Raw genomic sequence first — 15,100 nt, forward strand, 5'->3', positions numbered from 1 at the left:
AAGTACTCGCACAAAAAATTTTAAAACCTTGCTTCTATGGAGAAGCAAGGTTTTAAAAAATAATAATTCCAAAAATCAATCACGATTTGAGCCAAGAAATTGCAACAAAAATACAAACATATTAATGAAATCAAGATAGAGATTCAAAGCACCCATAATAATTTTCCGACCCCGAGTGTCATCTGCATCACCTTCGTAATACATTAATTTGATATTCTGAGTGTTGTAAGCTGTTAAACCAGCAAATATGAGAACACCAATTACTGAAATAGCAAATTGCAAAGCATTTGATCCAAGAAAGATGTTAACAATCATTGAAAGCATCAAGCCAATTAAACCTATAAAAAGGAATGAACCCATTGCTGTAAGGTCACGCTTTGTTGTGTAACCATAAAGTGAAAGAGCACCAAAAGTTGCAGAAGTAATAACGAATGTTTGTACAATACTTTCTGCGGTGTAACGTAAAATAATCGAAGATAATGAGAGACCAACAAGGGTAGCATAACCAAAAAAAAGGTTACGAGCTGCATTTGTACTTAAAGTATTAATCTTAAAGCTAAGAAAGAATACTGCCACAAGCGGTGCAAACATAATAATGTATGAGAATGGTGATGTATAAAATGTTACTCCAAATGAGGTTAAGTAAACACTTCTATTGATTTGAGCAGCTGCTTGGCTCATATCTGTTGTTGTTGCCAAAGACGCAATTGCATAAGCTGCAGCGGCTGTAATAAGCAAACCTATTGCCATTGTATTATAGACGCCTAGCATATAACTGCGCAATCCTTGATCGATCGATGCATCGGCATGAGAAACAGACGCCGAACGTAAGTTTTTGAAGTCAGCCATAATATAAAGTCCTTTAGCATATGTTCCATCAGGTATCTAAATTAAAAAGAGTATTCACACCCTCACAACAACACTTCCGTATAATACTTCACTTGGTAAACACAAGCGATTCTAGAACTGTTGCCGAAATTTCAAAATACCTCTCTCTATTATGGAGATTTATTTTAAAATTACAAGAGACTTTTGTAAGGAGTAAAGCTTTTAAATTATAAATAAAAGCTATTGTTTTGTTAAAAATATTAAGCCTTTTAAATATCTTATACGAAGTAAAAGCTAAAATGAGAAAATTTCTCTTCTTTAAATATATGACAAAAAATGCATAAAGAAAGATATAAATGAATTCAGAAAAAAGACTTACAAATTGCTATGTTAGCTGATTATAAAATATAGAGAAACATATTTTAGAATAAAATACTCTCTTTCAAAGGGATGAATATTTATTGATATTTAAAAAGGGTAGGTAAAAATAAGAAAATTTAATCATTTAAAACAAAATGATTACAAAAAGGGGAAAAAATAAAGTTTTTACAATGTATTATGAGAATGATATTTTTTTTTAATCCATATATGCAATTCTTCAATAATAATGGTAATGGCACCGAGTGTAATAAAAGTATCTGCAAGATTAAATACAGCAAAGTAAAAGATATCATCGATATAAAATAATATATAATCAATTACGTAATGAAAACGTATGCGGTCGATGAAATTACCAAATGCTCCTCCAATGATAAGAGTTAGACCGAATCGTGATAAAATTTTATCATGATCGGTGTTTTTTCGTATCCATAGCAGAAAAACAATAACGGTCAGTGTGAGGGCAATTAGACCCCAATGAGAAAAGGAAGAAAAAAATGAAAATGCAATACCATAGTTGTGTACATGGTAGAGAGAAAGAAAAGGAAGAATTGGTATTGCTGTTCCTAAAAGTATATTATTCATAACCCAGTATTTAACTACTTGATCAAGTCCTATTACAACCAGCAAACAAAAGAGAAAAAAAAAGGTTGATCTACATGTCATGTTTTGGTCTCGTATAATTCCAGTGTTAAGTGAGAACGACGGATTTCGTAAAGCATGATAGCTGCTGCTACCGCTAAGTTAAGCGAGTCAGCACGCCCACTTTGTGGGATACGTGCAAGTTGATTACAATGATTTGCAAGGATATCGGATAAACCTTGTTTTTCATTTCCCATTAAAAGTATAATGGGTCCGTTTTTGAAATCAATTGTACGATAATCCGTAGTTCCTTTGAGATGTGTGCCAATAATCATGCCTTTAAAGTATTTAGACCAGTTTAAAAAAGTACTTTCATCAAAGTGATAAAGGGGTATAGAAAAAATTGAGCCCATAGTTGCCCGTACTGTTTCAGGAGAAAAAGGGTCTGTTGTTTCTCCTATCAAAATAACTCCTTTAGCTCCTACTGCATCAGCTGTACGGATGATAGTCCCGAGATTTCCTGGGTCACGTACCCGATCAAGAGCAACATAAACATCATCAGCTTGTCCTCTTATCATCTCAGTTGATTGCCATTGTTGTTTAAAAATACCAATAACTGTTTGTGGATTATCACGACGAGTTATAGATTCCATAACTTTTTGTGATGCTTTAATGACAAGGCCACCATTGGCTACAGTGCGTGCGGCGATGTTTTCTATAATATCGTGACCGACTTTACTTTTTAAAAAAATGAGTGTTTGTATCGTCCACCCGAGGTTTAAAGCATCAATTACCAGTTTAAGTCCTTCTGCCATAAAGAGACTTTCGCGGTTACGATTTTTCTTTTGGCTGAGTGCTTTAAGATTTTTAATGATAGGATTACTAAGGGAGGTAATTTCTTTAACTTTACCAGTTTTAGGTATATACGTCATTTAGGCAATCCATCGGCTAAAAAGAGAGGTAGAAAGAGCATGTCCAGCAGATTCTGCACGCAAGATAAGCTCTCCTGATTCGATTGTGCCACCAAGATTCATGAATTCATCACGCATCAAAGCATGAAGCATATAAAAGGAAGCACGAATAGAATAAGCTGTGAGTACAACTGCAAGAGGTTGGTTGGATAAAAGTTTACGACATTTCATGATCATCGCTGGCAAATGATCAAATAGTTGCCACACCTCACCATGAGGCCCACGTCCATATGCAGGAGGATCAAGAAGAATCATATCATAAGTTTTTTTACGGCGCAATTCGCGTTCAACAAATTTTATTGCGTCATCGCAAATCCAACGAATAGGGTAATTTAATAGTCCTGCTCTTTCTTGGTTTTCTTTTGCCCAAGTTATAGCTTTTTTAGAAGCATCAACGTGAGTCACATTTGCTCCAGCACGTGCACCAATCAAAGAAGCAATGCCTGTGTAACCAAAGAGATTTAATAATTTTATTGGACGTGAGGCTTTTAAAATTTGTTCTTCCATTGAGCGCCAGTGTGCATCTTGTTCAGGAAAAACACCTACATGACGAAAGGAAGTAAAACGACCTAAAAAGGATAACCCATTCCAAGACAGCGGCCATGTTTCGCTGAGCTGTTTTTTAGGAAAGTACCAACGACCAACACCTTCTTCATCTCGGTTTCCTGTAAAAATAGCATCAACATTAGACCAATATTTTTGCGATAAAGTTTTTTTCCATAGCGCTTGACCTTCTGGACGGATGATACGGCGTGCACCATAGCGTTCCAATTTTTGCCCATTACCAGAGTCAATTAAAGCATAATCTGCACTAACACTTGTTTCTAAAATAAGAGGTAATTTCTCTCGAATATCCATATTGCTATGATATGATTTAAAGATTATTCAGACATTACGATATAAGTATTAAAAAAATCTACATTAAAGTTTATCGGATTTTCGTAATTCCGTAATAGCGTAAATGCCTAAAGTCTAAAGTTGATTAAAACGTACATAATGAAGAAATCAATTCTAATGTTATGCTCAATATAAAGCAAGGAAAAGCTTCATCAAAGTATTTTTATATTAGAAATTGATTTTTTTAATTTTTCTAGTTCAGCTTTACTTTCTTTAAGGGCTTTTTTACATTTCATACATGTAAACCAGCTGATGATGCCGCTTAATAAAACACCTAGACTGAAAAAAACAAAAAGCCATATGAATAAAGGGGCTTGATAAGTAAAATTTTCAGAGTTTATTCTAAAAGGGTTGATAGTTAAGATAACCATTTGGCGGTTAGCCATTATAAAAGCAATTAAGAGAATCGCTAAGGGAACCAAGATGATTGCTAAAAGAATACGTTTGGTTATCATATATTCTCTCACTGATTGAGTCGATCACGCAAATCTTTACCGGTTTTAAAAAAAGGGATCCATTTTTCTTCGACAATAACTGATTCACCGGTTCGTGGATTACGACCGTTGCGGGCTGAGCGGCTTTTTACAGAAAAAGCTCCAAAACCGCGAAGTTCAACACGGTTGCCGTTGGCAAGTGCTACTGCAATTTCTTCAAGGATAGCATTTATAATATTTTCCACATCACGTTGAAAAAGGTGCGGATTATGACGAGCTATAATTTGCACAAGTTCTGATTTAACCAAAATAACCTCTCTTTCATGTAAAAAAGACTCTTTACAATTGCGTACTTCATTCATGCAAGCTGCATAATAAACGAGTAAAATCAAAATAAAACCAATAAAAAACAAATTGCAATAAGTAAAATTTGAAAATACATTTTATACAAAGTCTGTAGAGATCGAAAAAATACGGAATATTTGAGAGATTATGAGAGTATGAGTGTACATAATCATTACAAAACCTTTTTAACAAAATCATCTTTTAACGACATTTCTAAAAAAACATACCGTCATTCATGTCTCGTACGTGTGTTAAAGTTTTTGTTGCCCTTCTGTGCATTAACTACAGTGTTTGTTTTTTATTGGTTTACATTTTTCTTTGTTCCTTCTGCTTCTGATCTTGTTATCTTGAACAGTGAAGAGGGCGGAATAATGAAACCGATAATGCTAAATCCAAAATTGGAGGGTTATACGAGTTTGTATGAACCCTATTGGTTTAAAGCGGAAAAAGCATATCAAGATTATACACGCTCTGGGATAATTGAACTACAAAATATTACAGCTGAAGTGTTTGCGGGAAAACAAGGTCGGGTTTTCCTTGATGCACAAAAGGGAGTATATGATAATATAAATGGTCATTTACAGTTGGATAAGCCCTTCACTATTACAACAGATGGTGGGATGACTGCACAGTTTATGGATGCAGATATTAATCTATCTGAAAGGCAGTTAAGCACAAATAAACGTGTCAAGATTCAGCGTTCAGGTTTGTGTCTTATTGCAAATGCTTTGAAAATAAAGGAAAAAAAACAAAGTATGTACTTTGAAGGTGGTGTGCATTTGGTGCTTGACAAGCAATAAGAGAATATCAATACGACTAGCGTAGTGGACAGTTTTTTTAAATAATTATATGCAAAATTGAGAGTGATGGGATGAAGCGGAAAGCATCATACATGAAATGGGCAAGTCTTTGTTTTGCTTTGATTGTAAAAATTTTTGGATTTGGAGTTGTATATGGATACGCTGAAGTAGCTCAACAGGGAATTAACCTATCAAATGACAAAGAAGTTGTGGAACTTTATGCAGATTCTTTAGAAATAGATGATAAAGAAGGAATGGCGCTCTTTAAGGGAAATGTTACAGTGATGCAAGGACAACGCCTTTTACGGACGTCAAAATTAGCCGTTTATTATGATAAGGAGTACAAGGAAATTGATGATCAGGGTAATGCGAAAACAGTATTGCTTACGAGACTTGGCTCAACGGGCATTAAGAAAATGGAAGCTTCTGGAAAGGTTTATATAAAAATATCTAAACAAATTGCTACGGGTGATAAGGGTATTTTTGATAAAAAATTAAATATGATGACCTTAACAGGTAGCAATGTTGTATTCATCGATGGTGATAATGTGGCAACAGGATGTAAATTGACAGCAAATATGAAAACTGAAAAATTTTTTTTAGAAGGTTGTAATACATCTGATAAAAAAAGCCGCGTCTCGATCATGTTGAAACAAAATAAAAAGAATGGCCATTGAGACTTCATGTTTGGAATCAACAGAAAAAAGCAAGAAGCTGGGTATGACTTTGAAAATGAAGTTTTAATAAATCCTTGTAAAGAAGGTTTAAGTGCAAACAATTTAGTTAAGTTTTATCGAGGAAGACAGGCTGTTAACGGTGTCTCATTCAGGATTCGTACAGGAGAAGCAGTTGGTATTTTAGGTCCTAATGGTGCTGGAAAAACGACGTGTTTTTATATGGTTACGGGTCTCATTAAATCTGATGGGGGCTCAATAGAAATTAATGGATTTGATATTACTCATTTGCCGATGTATCGTCGTGCTCGTTTAGGCATTGGGTATCTCCCGCAGGAAGCATCTATTTTCCGTGGCCTTTCAGTAGAAAGTAACATTAAAGCTGTTTTGGAGGTTATTGAAAAAGATCGTGTTAAACGACGTGAAGAGTTAGATGAGTTATTATATGAGTTTAAAATTGATCATTTACGAAAAATGCCTGCAATTTCCTTATCAGGAGGTGAACGTCGGCGGCTTGAGATTGCTCGTGCATTAGCTTCTCGTCCTAGTTTCATGTTACTTGATGAACCATTTGCAGGAATTGATCCTATTGCTATTTCTGACATAAAACAGCTTATTCGCCATTTAACTCAACGTGGGATCGGTATTTTGATAACCGATCATAATGTGCGTGAAACATTAGGCCTTGTCGATCGTGCTTATATTATTCATGCAGGAAAAGTGTTAGGTCACGGTTGTCCTAACGATATTATCAACAATGCAGATGTACGTCAAATTTACTTAGGAAATCAGTTTTCTCTTTGATTTTTAACTTTTACAATTCTTTATAAAAATAAGATAAGGACCAATTTACTCTTTAGGTTTTCGTAATGATCAGTTAATTGGTATGTAATACGACTTCATTTCAAGAAAATCGTTATTTATACGCTTATTATTTTCAGGAATAATGAACTAGTAAAATATTGAAGTTATTACTATTCCATTAAATTAAAAAATAAATATTAGAGACTATAACCATTTTTTGGGGGAGACAAATAAAGAAAAATAGGAGTCTGCAAGCTTTATAAAAAATTTTTGATGGTGATTCATTTTATTGTGTTATTTTTGGAAGACTCTTTATTTTTGCTAGAACTTTTTTATATTTACACATAAATTTTTGCTGACTATTAAAATATGTTCCATAAGGAGAAGGGGAACTCGTTGTCTTTTCAGTTTGGTTTTCTTTTGATTGCATCATGGAAAAGATATCATGAAATGAGTTTTAAGATGAATGATAGAAAGGGCTGTAGTAAAATAATGTGTTTCTATGAGCTTATATAGTAGAATTATTTATGAGTAACACAACTTCCTTTTTTCATGCTGTTAATTAAGAGCTAAGTGCTATTTACCATTGAGTTGATAGTGATATGAGGTGAATTTACCACATCACATATTATAAATTAGTAGATATTATATAATGAATTTAAGTCCTGATATTCTTTATTCGTTTATAGATGGTCATTTGAGCATGCAAAAGGAAAGTTAAATATGAATTTAAGAGAGTTAATTTCACCAGAAGCAGTGATGCCAGCTCTAAGGGCGAGTTCCAAAAAACAAGTTTTGCAAATTTTAGCTGAAAAAGCCGCCGAGTTAACAGGTCTTAATGAGCGTGTAATTTTTGATATTGTTTTTCAACGTGAAAAATTGGGATCAACAGGTTTAGGTTGTGGTATTGCTATTCCTCATGGAAAATTGCCTGATATTAGTCAAATCATTGGTATTTTTGCTCGTCTTGAAAGTCCTGTTGATTTTGAAGCTCTTGATGATGAGCCAATAGATATTGTTTTTTTACTTCTAGCACCTGAGAATGCTGGTGCGGATCATTTAAAGGCATTGTCTCAGATTGCGCGTGTCTTAGGTCATTCTGATGTCGTTCAAAAATTACGTAATACACATGATGCCAATACTCTTTATACTTTATTGATTCAAAATTCAGAATCGAATGCAGCTTAAAAAATAGTTGGTATGCACATTATATTAAATATTAAATTTAGAACGGAATGATAAAATATCTTTTTGAAAGAATATAAAGTATAATATTAACACTGCTTTTATATTTAGAGATTTTAAGCCTATTTCTTTAAATATATTTTTTGTGATCCGAACTTTTAAAATAAGAATAATTATTGATTTTTTGACCATGTTTATGCTGAAGTTGCAGAGAATAACAACAATAATGATTTTAAAAGAGGTATGATTTGTTTCTATACATAATAAAAAACAAGTTTTAATGGTAAACATTGAAAGAGATGAATTTAAAATTAAACAGTGATTTTTTGTATGTGAAACTTTAAACTTTAATTAATTGACAGAAAAGTCGTTTGAAATATGGAGAGAGGATGGTACCCACCATCATGGGAAAGTTATAAAAACATTCAATTTTTTATTTATAATATACTAGAACAAAAGGTAATATTCATCTTATAAATTTTTAGTAAAACCAGATATCTGGTTTTTATTTATGCTATTAGGATAAACTGAGGAATTGGTAATTTTATTAAATAAGCTAATAGTACATGATATTAAACAGGGTAAATTATATGAAATCATTATTGAATAATATTGTAATACTTTTATGGTTTTGAAATAGTGGGAAGATATTCTTTTTTAATACTTCATACTATAAATTGATGATTGAATAAGAAGCTGTTGATTAAATTGTATTTTTTGCGCGATTTAAAATTACAAAAAATGAATTAAATTATCTAAATTGATTGATGATATGCTATATTTACACCTTTTTAAAAAAGGGATTGAATATTTTTTTTTGAAAAATCTATCTGCTGAATAAAAAGTTCGTATGATTCACTTTTTAGTAATAACTGAAAGACCACAATAGGACATAACGATTTGTTCTAATTTAGGTAAAAATATTTTGTTTGTTGGAAAATTGGGACAACTACGATAAGCATCAAACAAGTTTTTATTAGGCTTTGCCAATGAAAAGTCTTGTTAAAGAGTAAAGAAGTGAGCTAAATGAAAATGTTTAAAAAGAGTTTTCTTACAGCATTTATAATGGTTTTGACTACTACTGTAACTGCATGGTCACAGGCACCAAAACGTCTAGATCAGTTTTATGCTTGGGGATCCTATTCTTATAAATCACCGGAAAATAAAATTTGCTACGTACTGTCGGTACCACTGGAATCTCTTCCAACAACGGTTAATCATGGAGATAATTTTTTTCTGGTTACCAAGCGTTCTAATTCACCTATTTCATTTGAGCCACAGTTTATGGCAGGGTATACACTTAAAGAAGGATCAAAAGTTATCGTTTCTGTTGGAAATAAGGATTTTGATTTTTTCACAAAGGATTCATCTGCGTGGTTAGCATCAGCAGAGTTAGAAAAGCAGCTTGTTTCTGCTATGCGTTCTGGAAATAAGATGATAGTAAAAGCTATTTCAAAGCGAGGAACTCATACTACTTATACTTATTCTTTAAAAGGAGTGACTGCTGCGTTAAATTTGGTGCGTAAGTGCCATTAGAGTGTGCGTGGTTTCAAAAGTGATATAAGTCGAAAAGCAATGGTCGTTTCATATGAGCTCAAACCAGTTGGTGTAAGTCCAACGCGAAAATCAAATAATATTGAAGTTAAGGGTAGTTCTAAACTATCTTTGATTGGTTTATTGCATGATGAGATGGTAGAGGCTTTAAGAAAAATTGGTGTGCCAGAACATCAAACGCGTATGCGTGTACGTCAGCTTTGGCATTGGCTTTATGTAAGAGGCGTTTCAAACTTTGATGAAATGTTGAATATTTCCAAGTCAGTGCAAGAAATGCTTAAAAAACATTTCTCTATTGCACGTCCAGAAATTGTTGGAGAACAAATATCAAGGGATGGTACACGCAAATGGCTATTACGCTTTCCTGCACGTGGTGCTGGAAGGCCTGTTGAAATAGAAACAGTTTATATTCCTGAAGAGGGCCGTGGTACCTTATGTATTTCATCTCAGGTGGGATGTACGCTAACCTGCTCTTTTTGTCATACAGGAACACAAGTACTTGTTCGCAATTTAACAGCGGAAGAAATTTTAGCACAATTATTGGTTGCTCGTGATCGTTTAGGTGATTTCCTTGATCAAAATACTCCTGATGGAGTAAGTGTTCCATTTTGTGGACGAAAAATTACTAATATTGTTATGATGGGAATGGGGGAACCGCTTTATAACTTTGAAGCAGTTAAAAAAGCCTTGTTAATTGCTTCTGATGGAGAGGGGTTATCTTTATCAAAACGCCGAATTACTCTCTCAACTAGTGGAGTAGTTCCTGGAATTATACGAACAGGGGAAGAAATTGGGGTTATGTTAGCAATTTCACTTCATGCAGTTCGAGATACCCTAAGAGATATGCTTGTTCCAATTAATAAAAAATATCCGCTTGCTACATTAATGGATGCTTGTCGTAATTATCCTGGTCTCTCTAACGCTAAGCGAATTACATTTGAATATGTTATGCTAAAAGATGTAAATGATAGCTTGGATGATGCAAAGCAGTTGGTTCAGTTACTTAAAGATATTCCAGCTAAGATAAACTTGATTCCTTTTAATTCATGGCCAGGAAGTAATTATCAATGCTCTGATTGGGAGCAAATTGAGCGTTTTGCTGATGTTGTGAATCAAGCTGGATACGCTTCACCAATTCGCATACCGCGTGGACGTGATATTTTAGCTGCATGCGGTCAGCTTAAATCTGCTTCGGAGCGTTTACGGATATCTGAACGTTTGAAACTTGGATACGTGGTTGGTGATGATTAATCTTCTTCGATAATTAGAATATATAAAGCAAAATTTATAAGAACAAGTTTCAATAAATTAAATTCACATTCGTAATTTTAATAGAAAATCTTTATTCACATTGTTTTATATCTTAGGTATTTTACTATTTTTATAGGGCTTATGGTTTTTGAATATGAGAAAAGCAGATGATGGAAAGCCGTAAAATCGAAAAATATTTTAAAGGCTCTATTAATCTTTTTTAAAAATATCTTGCGAGTAAATTGTTTCCAAATGATTGCAAAGTGAATTGTAAGATAGATTTACAAATCATTAGGTGAGAGGACAGGGGTTAAGTTTTTCGGTGTAAGAAAAAATGTTGATATTAAAGAAGCCTACATTAAAAGGTTAGGCAAGAAGTTTATGCGCAATAGTAATCTACTGAGATTGGTTGTTGTAGAGAAAGGGTACTCCTCCTCTATTTTTCTTATTTAAAGTGTAAAAGAAATATAATCGCAAGTTTTTGACTTTTTGTATATATTAAAAAATGACATTAGGATTATGTTATTTCATGGTGTGATTTGATCTTTGTGTATAATAAGAATTTAAAAGCTTTTCTCTTTCTATTATTGACGAATAAATTGAAGAGCCATACACCATACCATTAAAGAGTTTAATTTTTTAGGATAAAGATAATGATGCGTGACCAATGTGATGCTTTTAGCTTTACGTTAGAATTGAGAGATGCGGCTGTTCAATCAAAAGCTTGGCCATTTGAAGAAGCACGTAAGATTATCAAACGATATGAAAAAACAGGTTATCCAGAAATTATAATATTTGAAACAGGTTACGGACCTTCTGGTTTGCCGCATATTGGGACTTTTGGGGAAGTAGCTCGTACAACCATGGTGCGTCATGCATTTCACATTTTAACTAATAACACAGTAAAAACAAAGCTTATTTGCTTTTCTGATGATGTAGACGGTTTGCGCAAAGTTCCTGAGAATGTGCCTGATCGTGAAAAAATGGCAAGATATATTGGTCAACCACTGAGCCGTGTACCAGATCCTTTTGGAGACACTTATCCCTCTTTTGGGGCTGCAAATAATGCACGTTTGTGTGCTTTTTTAGATCGTTTTGGTTTTGATTACGAATTTGTAAGTTCCACAGACTATTACAACTCTGGTCGTTTTGATGAGGCACTTATGAAAATACTTTCCTGTTATGATAAAGTGATGGCAATTGTTTTACCAACATTAGGGGAAGAACGGAGAGCTACCTATTCACCTTTTTTACCTATTTCTCCTTTTTCTGGGAAGGTATTACAAGTACCAGTGATTTCTTATAATGCTCAAAAAGGTACAATCACCTACATTGAACCTGAAACAGGAGAAACTATTGAAACCGAGATTACAGGAGGAAAAGTTAAGTGCCAGTGGAAGGTGGATTGGGCAATGCGCTGGAAGGCACTCGGGATCGATTATGAAATGGCGGGAAAAGATCTAATTGATTCCACAAATCTTTCTTCTAAAATTTGTAAAGTTCTTGGTGGAAATCCGCCAGAAGGATTTAATTATGAGCTCTTTTTGGATGATAAAGGGCAGAAAATTTCCAAATCTAAAGGAAATGGCTTAACCATTGATGAATGGTTAACTTATGCACCAACTGAAAGTTTGGGGCTTTATATGTTTTTAAAGCCAAAAACAGCCAAGCGGCTTTATTTTGATGTTATTCCAAAAGCTGTTGACGAATATTATGCACATCTTTCAGCTTATGGTCGTCAGAAATGGCAAGAACGACTTAATAATCCTGTTTGGCATATCCATAATGGTTGTCCTCCACAGATTGATTTGCCAGTATCCTTTGCTATGTTATTAAATTTGGTAAGTGCCTCAAATGCAGAGAATGAGCAAGTTCTTTGGGGCTTTATTTCTCGCTATGCTAAAGATGTAAATGCCAAAACTTATCCAGAGCTCGACCAATTGGTAAAATTTGCCATTAAATATTTTGATGTTTTTGTAAAACCAAACAAAAAATTTCGGACCCCTGATGAAGTTGAGCGCTCAACGCTGATGAATATTGATGCAAAATTAGCAAGTTTGCCTGAAAATGCTGATGAAAATACTCTTCAAAATGCACTTCTTGATGTTGCTCGTCTAATAGAACGTTATCAAGATCATAGCAAAAAAAGTCCTGCTGGAGGTCCAGGTGTTTCAAATGTTTTTTTCCAAATGTTATATGAGGTTCTTTTAGGGCAAGAGCGCGGACCACGGTTAGGATCATTTATTGCACTTTATGGGATTAATGAAATGCGTGCACTCATTGCTGAGACGCTTGCGCGTCCTGTGGAGGAGTGATGGAAAAGAGAGTGCAAGAAGTGAAGCGGCGTCGCACATTTGCCATCATTGCTCATCCTGATGCGGGGAAAACAACGCTAACAGAAAAATTTTTGTTGTTTGGTGGTGCTATTCAGCTTGCTGGTGAGGTGAAGGCGAAGAAAGATCGTATTCAAACCCGTTCTGACTGGATGAATATTGAACGCGATCGCGGTATTTCTGTTGTAACATCAGTAATGACATTTGAATATGAAAATCACATCTTTAATTTATTAGATACCCCAGGTCACGAAGATTTTGCAGATGATACGTACCGCACTCTTACGGCTGTTGACAGTGCTATTATGGTATTGGATGGCGCCCGCGGAATTGAGCCCCGGACACTAAAACTGTTTGAAGTATGTCGAATGCGGGATATCCCTATTGTAACTTTTGTGAATAAAATGGATCGTGAAGCGTGTGATCCTTTGGAAATTTTAGACGAAATTGAAGAAAAGCTTGCACTTGATGCCGCACCAATTACATGGCCTATTGGTGTGGGGAAAAATTTTGTTGGAACCTTTGATATTCACCATGATCGTTTTCGTCAACGAGATGATGAGGTAACACAAAAAACAGTTTCTGGTCCTGATGAAGTTTCAAATTTGCTTCCTGAAAACCAGCGCTCCTCTTTTATTGAAGGTGTAACTCTTGCACGCACGGCTTGTAAAAATTTTGATCTTCAGTCTTTTCGTGAAGGGCATATGACACCAGTTTACTTCGGTTCAGCTTTACGAAATTTTGGTGTTCGTGATTTGATCAATGCTTTAGTCGATTTTGGTCCAAGTCCCCGTGATCAGGTAGCAGATCAACGCAATGTTGTGGCTACTGAACCTAAAATGACGGGGTTTGTTTTTAAAATTCAAGCCAATATGGATCCTAATCATCGTGACCGGATTGCATTTTTTCGTGTGTGCTCAGGAATACTTGAACGTGGCATGAAGACAAAGTTGGTAAGAACAGGGAAACCAGTAACACTTTCAACACCTCAGTTTTTCTTTGCTCGTTCGCGTCAAATTGCCGATCAGGCCTATGCCGGTGATATAGTAGGCATCCCAAATCATGGAACTTTGCGTATTGGTGATGCATTGACCGAAGGAGAGGATATTTTCTTTAAAGATATGCCAAATTTTGCGCCAGAAATTTTGCGTCGTGTTTGTTTGAGTGATCCTATGAAAGCAAAAAAATTGAAAGAAGCTTTACAGCAAATGGCTGAGGAAGGGGTTGTACAATTATTCATTCCTGAAGATGGGTCACCTGCTCTTATCGGTGTTATTGGTGCTTTGCAAATTGATGTTTTAAAGGAACGACTTAAGATGGAATACAGCCTGCCGGTAAGTTTTGAAACAGGACGTTTTAGTCTATGTCGTTGGATTTTTTCGGAAAGCAAAAATGAGTTGCAAAAGTTTCTCTCCGATCACCGATTTGCAATTGCGTATGATTTGGAAGGTGATCCCGTTTTTTTAGCAGAAAATCATTTTTCATTGAATTATGAAGCAGAACGAGCACCAAAAATAAAGTTCTCAGCTTTTAAAGATTATCAAGTTCGTTTTCAATAAAATATCTCGAGAAATTGTTCTTAAATTCACGAATGAGAGAGAAGAGAAGTTTCTCTCTTATTTTGTGAAGATTTATCGAAGGCCATCTTTAATCCATTCAGAAATACGTCCTTTAGAGGCAGATCCAACCATATTGGATGAAATATTTCCCTCTTTGAACATCAATAAAGTAGGAATTGAGCGAACTCCATATTTGGCTGCTAGTTCTGGATTTTCATCAATATTTATTTTAGCAATTTTAACTTGGCTTTGCATTTCTACTGAGATTTCATCTAAAATTGGAGCAATCATTTTGCAAGGGCGGCACCATTCTGCCCAAAAATCAACCACAACAGGGGTAGAAGAGGTAAGAACTTCGATTTCGAAATTGCTATTATCAATTTTTATACACGTCATTGATTTATCCTTTACATTTATACTTCTATACATCGGTATGATAGCAGTTCATATCAAGTTATGGCAAAAAACAAATTATAATTTAATTTTGAAGGAAAGAATTTTTTTG

15 protein-coding genes are annotated in these 15,100 nt (G+C 34.5%); 8 read left to right on the forward strand and 7 right to left on the reverse strand.

Going from position 1 to position 15,100, the window contains the following annotated elements; translation table 11 throughout:
- Positions 1-75: 75 nt before the first annotated feature.
- From V5N68_RS00490 to ihfB, 6 genes are all read right to left on the reverse strand, one after another.
- Positions 76-849 carry a Bax inhibitor-1/YccA family protein gene (locus tag V5N68_RS00490; protein ID WP_332065239.1) on the reverse strand — a complete coding sequence of 258 codons (774 nt, stop codon included), beginning with the start codon at positions 847-849 and terminating at the stop codon, positions 76-78.
- 525 nt (positions 850-1,374) lie between these two features.
- Complete coding sequence (lspA, locus tag V5N68_RS00495) at positions 1,375-1,872, reverse strand: signal peptidase II (RefSeq protein ID WP_332065240.1); 498 nt, start codon at positions 1,870-1,872, stop codon at positions 1,375-1,377.
- Positions 1,869-2,720, reverse strand: a complete 852-nt coding sequence (locus V5N68_RS00500; RefSeq protein WP_332065241.1) for a TrmH family RNA methyltransferase — start codon at positions 2,718-2,720, stop codon at positions 1,869-1,871. Before V5N68_RS00500 ends, lspA begins: the two co-directional genes overlap by 4 nt.
- Positions 2,721-3,617 (reverse strand): RsmD family RNA methyltransferase, encoded by an 897-nt coding sequence (locus V5N68_RS00505; RefSeq protein ID WP_332065242.1) that lies wholly within the window; start codon positions 3,615-3,617, stop codon positions 2,721-2,723.
- 191 nt (positions 3,618-3,808) lie between these two features.
- Positions 3,809-4,111 carry a LapA family protein gene (locus V5N68_RS00510; RefSeq protein WP_332065243.1) on the reverse strand — a complete coding sequence of 101 codons (303 nt, stop codon included), beginning with the start codon at positions 4,109-4,111 and terminating at the stop codon, positions 3,809-3,811.
- Positions 4,112-4,119: 8 nt separating this feature from the next.
- Entirely contained in the window at positions 4,120-4,398 is a 279-nt protein-coding gene (ihfB, locus tag V5N68_RS00515) for an integration host factor subunit beta (protein ID WP_332065421.1), read from the reverse strand.
- A gap of 192 nt (positions 4,399-4,590) precedes the next feature.
- Between ihfB and lptC the strand changes: the two genes are divergently transcribed.
- From lptC to V5N68_RS00555, 8 genes are all read left to right on the forward strand, one after another.
- Positions 4,591-5,235 carry an LPS export ABC transporter periplasmic protein LptC gene (gene lptC / locus V5N68_RS00520; RefSeq protein WP_332065244.1) on the forward strand — a complete coding sequence of 215 codons (645 nt, stop codon included), beginning with the start codon at positions 4,591-4,593 and terminating at the stop codon, positions 5,233-5,235.
- A 92-nt stretch (positions 5,236-5,327) separates the two neighbouring features.
- Entirely contained in the window at positions 5,328-5,912 is a 585-nt protein-coding gene (locus V5N68_RS00525) for an LptA/OstA family protein (protein WP_442879676.1), read from the forward strand.
- Positions 5,913-5,918: 6 nt separating this feature from the next.
- Entirely contained in the window at positions 5,919-6,713 is a 795-nt protein-coding gene (gene lptB / locus V5N68_RS00530; RefSeq protein WP_332065246.1) for an LPS export ABC transporter ATP-binding protein, read from the forward strand.
- A gap of 723 nt (positions 6,714-7,436) precedes the next feature.
- Positions 7,437-7,901 (forward strand): PTS IIA-like nitrogen regulatory protein PtsN, encoded by a 465-nt coding sequence (ptsN, locus tag V5N68_RS00535; protein ID WP_332065247.1) that lies wholly within the window; start codon positions 7,437-7,439, stop codon positions 7,899-7,901.
- A gap of 1,029 nt (positions 7,902-8,930) precedes the next feature.
- Entirely contained in the window at positions 8,931-9,434 is a 504-nt protein-coding gene (locus V5N68_RS00540; RefSeq protein WP_332065248.1) for an invasion associated locus B family protein, read from the forward strand.
- Between the two features lie 39 nt (positions 9,435-9,473).
- Positions 9,474-10,703, forward strand: coding sequence for a dual-specificity RNA methyltransferase RlmN (gene rlmN / locus V5N68_RS00545; protein ID WP_332065249.1), 1,230 nt, complete (start codon positions 9,474-9,476; stop codon positions 10,701-10,703).
- A gap of 653 nt (positions 10,704-11,356) precedes the next feature.
- Positions 11,357-13,018, forward strand: coding sequence for a lysine--tRNA ligase (locus tag V5N68_RS00550; protein WP_332065250.1), 1,662 nt, complete (start codon positions 11,357-11,359; stop codon positions 13,016-13,018).
- A complete protein-coding gene (locus V5N68_RS00555) occupies positions 13,018-14,595 on the forward strand; it encodes a peptide chain release factor 3 (protein ID WP_332065251.1) in 1,578 nt (525 codons plus the stop codon). Before V5N68_RS00550 ends, V5N68_RS00555 begins: the two co-directional genes overlap by 1 nt.
- Before the next feature lie 72 nt (positions 14,596-14,667).
- On the opposite strand, the gene trxA is transcribed toward V5N68_RS00555, so the two are convergent.
- Complete coding sequence (gene trxA / locus V5N68_RS00560; protein ID WP_332065252.1) at positions 14,668-14,991, reverse strand: thioredoxin; 324 nt, start codon at positions 14,989-14,991, stop codon at positions 14,668-14,670.
- Positions 14,992-15,100: the final 109 nt, after the last annotated feature.

Origin of the sequence: Bartonella eidoli (assembly GCF_036576145.1) — a bacterium.
In the GTDB taxonomy this organism is placed as follows: domain Bacteria; phylum Pseudomonadota; class Alphaproteobacteria; order Rhizobiales; family Rhizobiaceae; genus Bartonella.

Excerpts from the sequence above, each read along its gene's own strand:
- V5N68_RS00490 (WP_332065239.1), bottom strand. The coding sequence starts at position 849 with ATGGCTGACTTCAAAAACTTACGTTCGGCGTCTGTTTCTCATGCCGAT.
- lspA (WP_332065240.1), bottom strand. The coding sequence starts at position 1,872 with ATGACATGTAGATCAACCTTTTTTTTTCTCTTTTGTTTGCTGGTTGTA.
- V5N68_RS00500 (WP_332065241.1), bottom strand. The coding sequence starts at position 2,720 with ATGACGTATATACCTAAAACTGGTAAAGTTAAAGAAATTACCTCCCTT.
- V5N68_RS00505 (WP_332065242.1), bottom strand. The coding sequence starts at position 3,617 with ATGGATATTCGAGAGAAATTACCTCTTATTTTAGAAACAAGTGTTAGT.
- V5N68_RS00510 (WP_332065243.1), bottom strand. The coding sequence starts at position 4,111 with ATGATAACCAAACGTATTCTTTTAGCAATCATCTTGGTTCCCTTAGCG.
- lptC (WP_332065244.1), top strand. The coding sequence starts at position 4,591 with ATGAGTGTACATAATCATTACAAAACCTTTTTAACAAAATCATCTTTT.
- V5N68_RS00525 (WP_442879676.1), top strand. The coding sequence starts at position 5,328 with ATGAAATGGGCAAGTCTTTGTTTTGCTTTGATTGTAAAAATTTTTGGA.
- lptB (WP_332065246.1), top strand. The coding sequence starts at position 5,919 with ATGTTTGGAATCAACAGAAAAAAGCAAGAAGCTGGGTATGACTTTGAA.
- ptsN (WP_332065247.1), top strand. The coding sequence starts at position 7,437 with ATGAATTTAAGAGAGTTAATTTCACCAGAAGCAGTGATGCCAGCTCTA.
- V5N68_RS00540 (WP_332065248.1), top strand. The coding sequence starts at position 8,931 with ATGTTTAAAAAGAGTTTTCTTACAGCATTTATAATGGTTTTGACTACT.
- rlmN (WP_332065249.1), top strand. The coding sequence starts at position 9,474 with ATGGTCGTTTCATATGAGCTCAAACCAGTTGGTGTAAGTCCAACGCGA.
- V5N68_RS00550 (WP_332065250.1), top strand. The coding sequence starts at position 11,357 with ATGATGCGTGACCAATGTGATGCTTTTAGCTTTACGTTAGAATTGAGA.
- V5N68_RS00555 (WP_332065251.1), top strand. The coding sequence starts at position 13,018 with ATGGAAAAGAGAGTGCAAGAAGTGAAGCGGCGTCGCACATTTGCCATC.
- trxA (WP_332065252.1), bottom strand. The coding sequence starts at position 14,991 with ATGACGTGTATAAAAATTGATAATAGCAATTTCGAAATCGAAGTTCTT.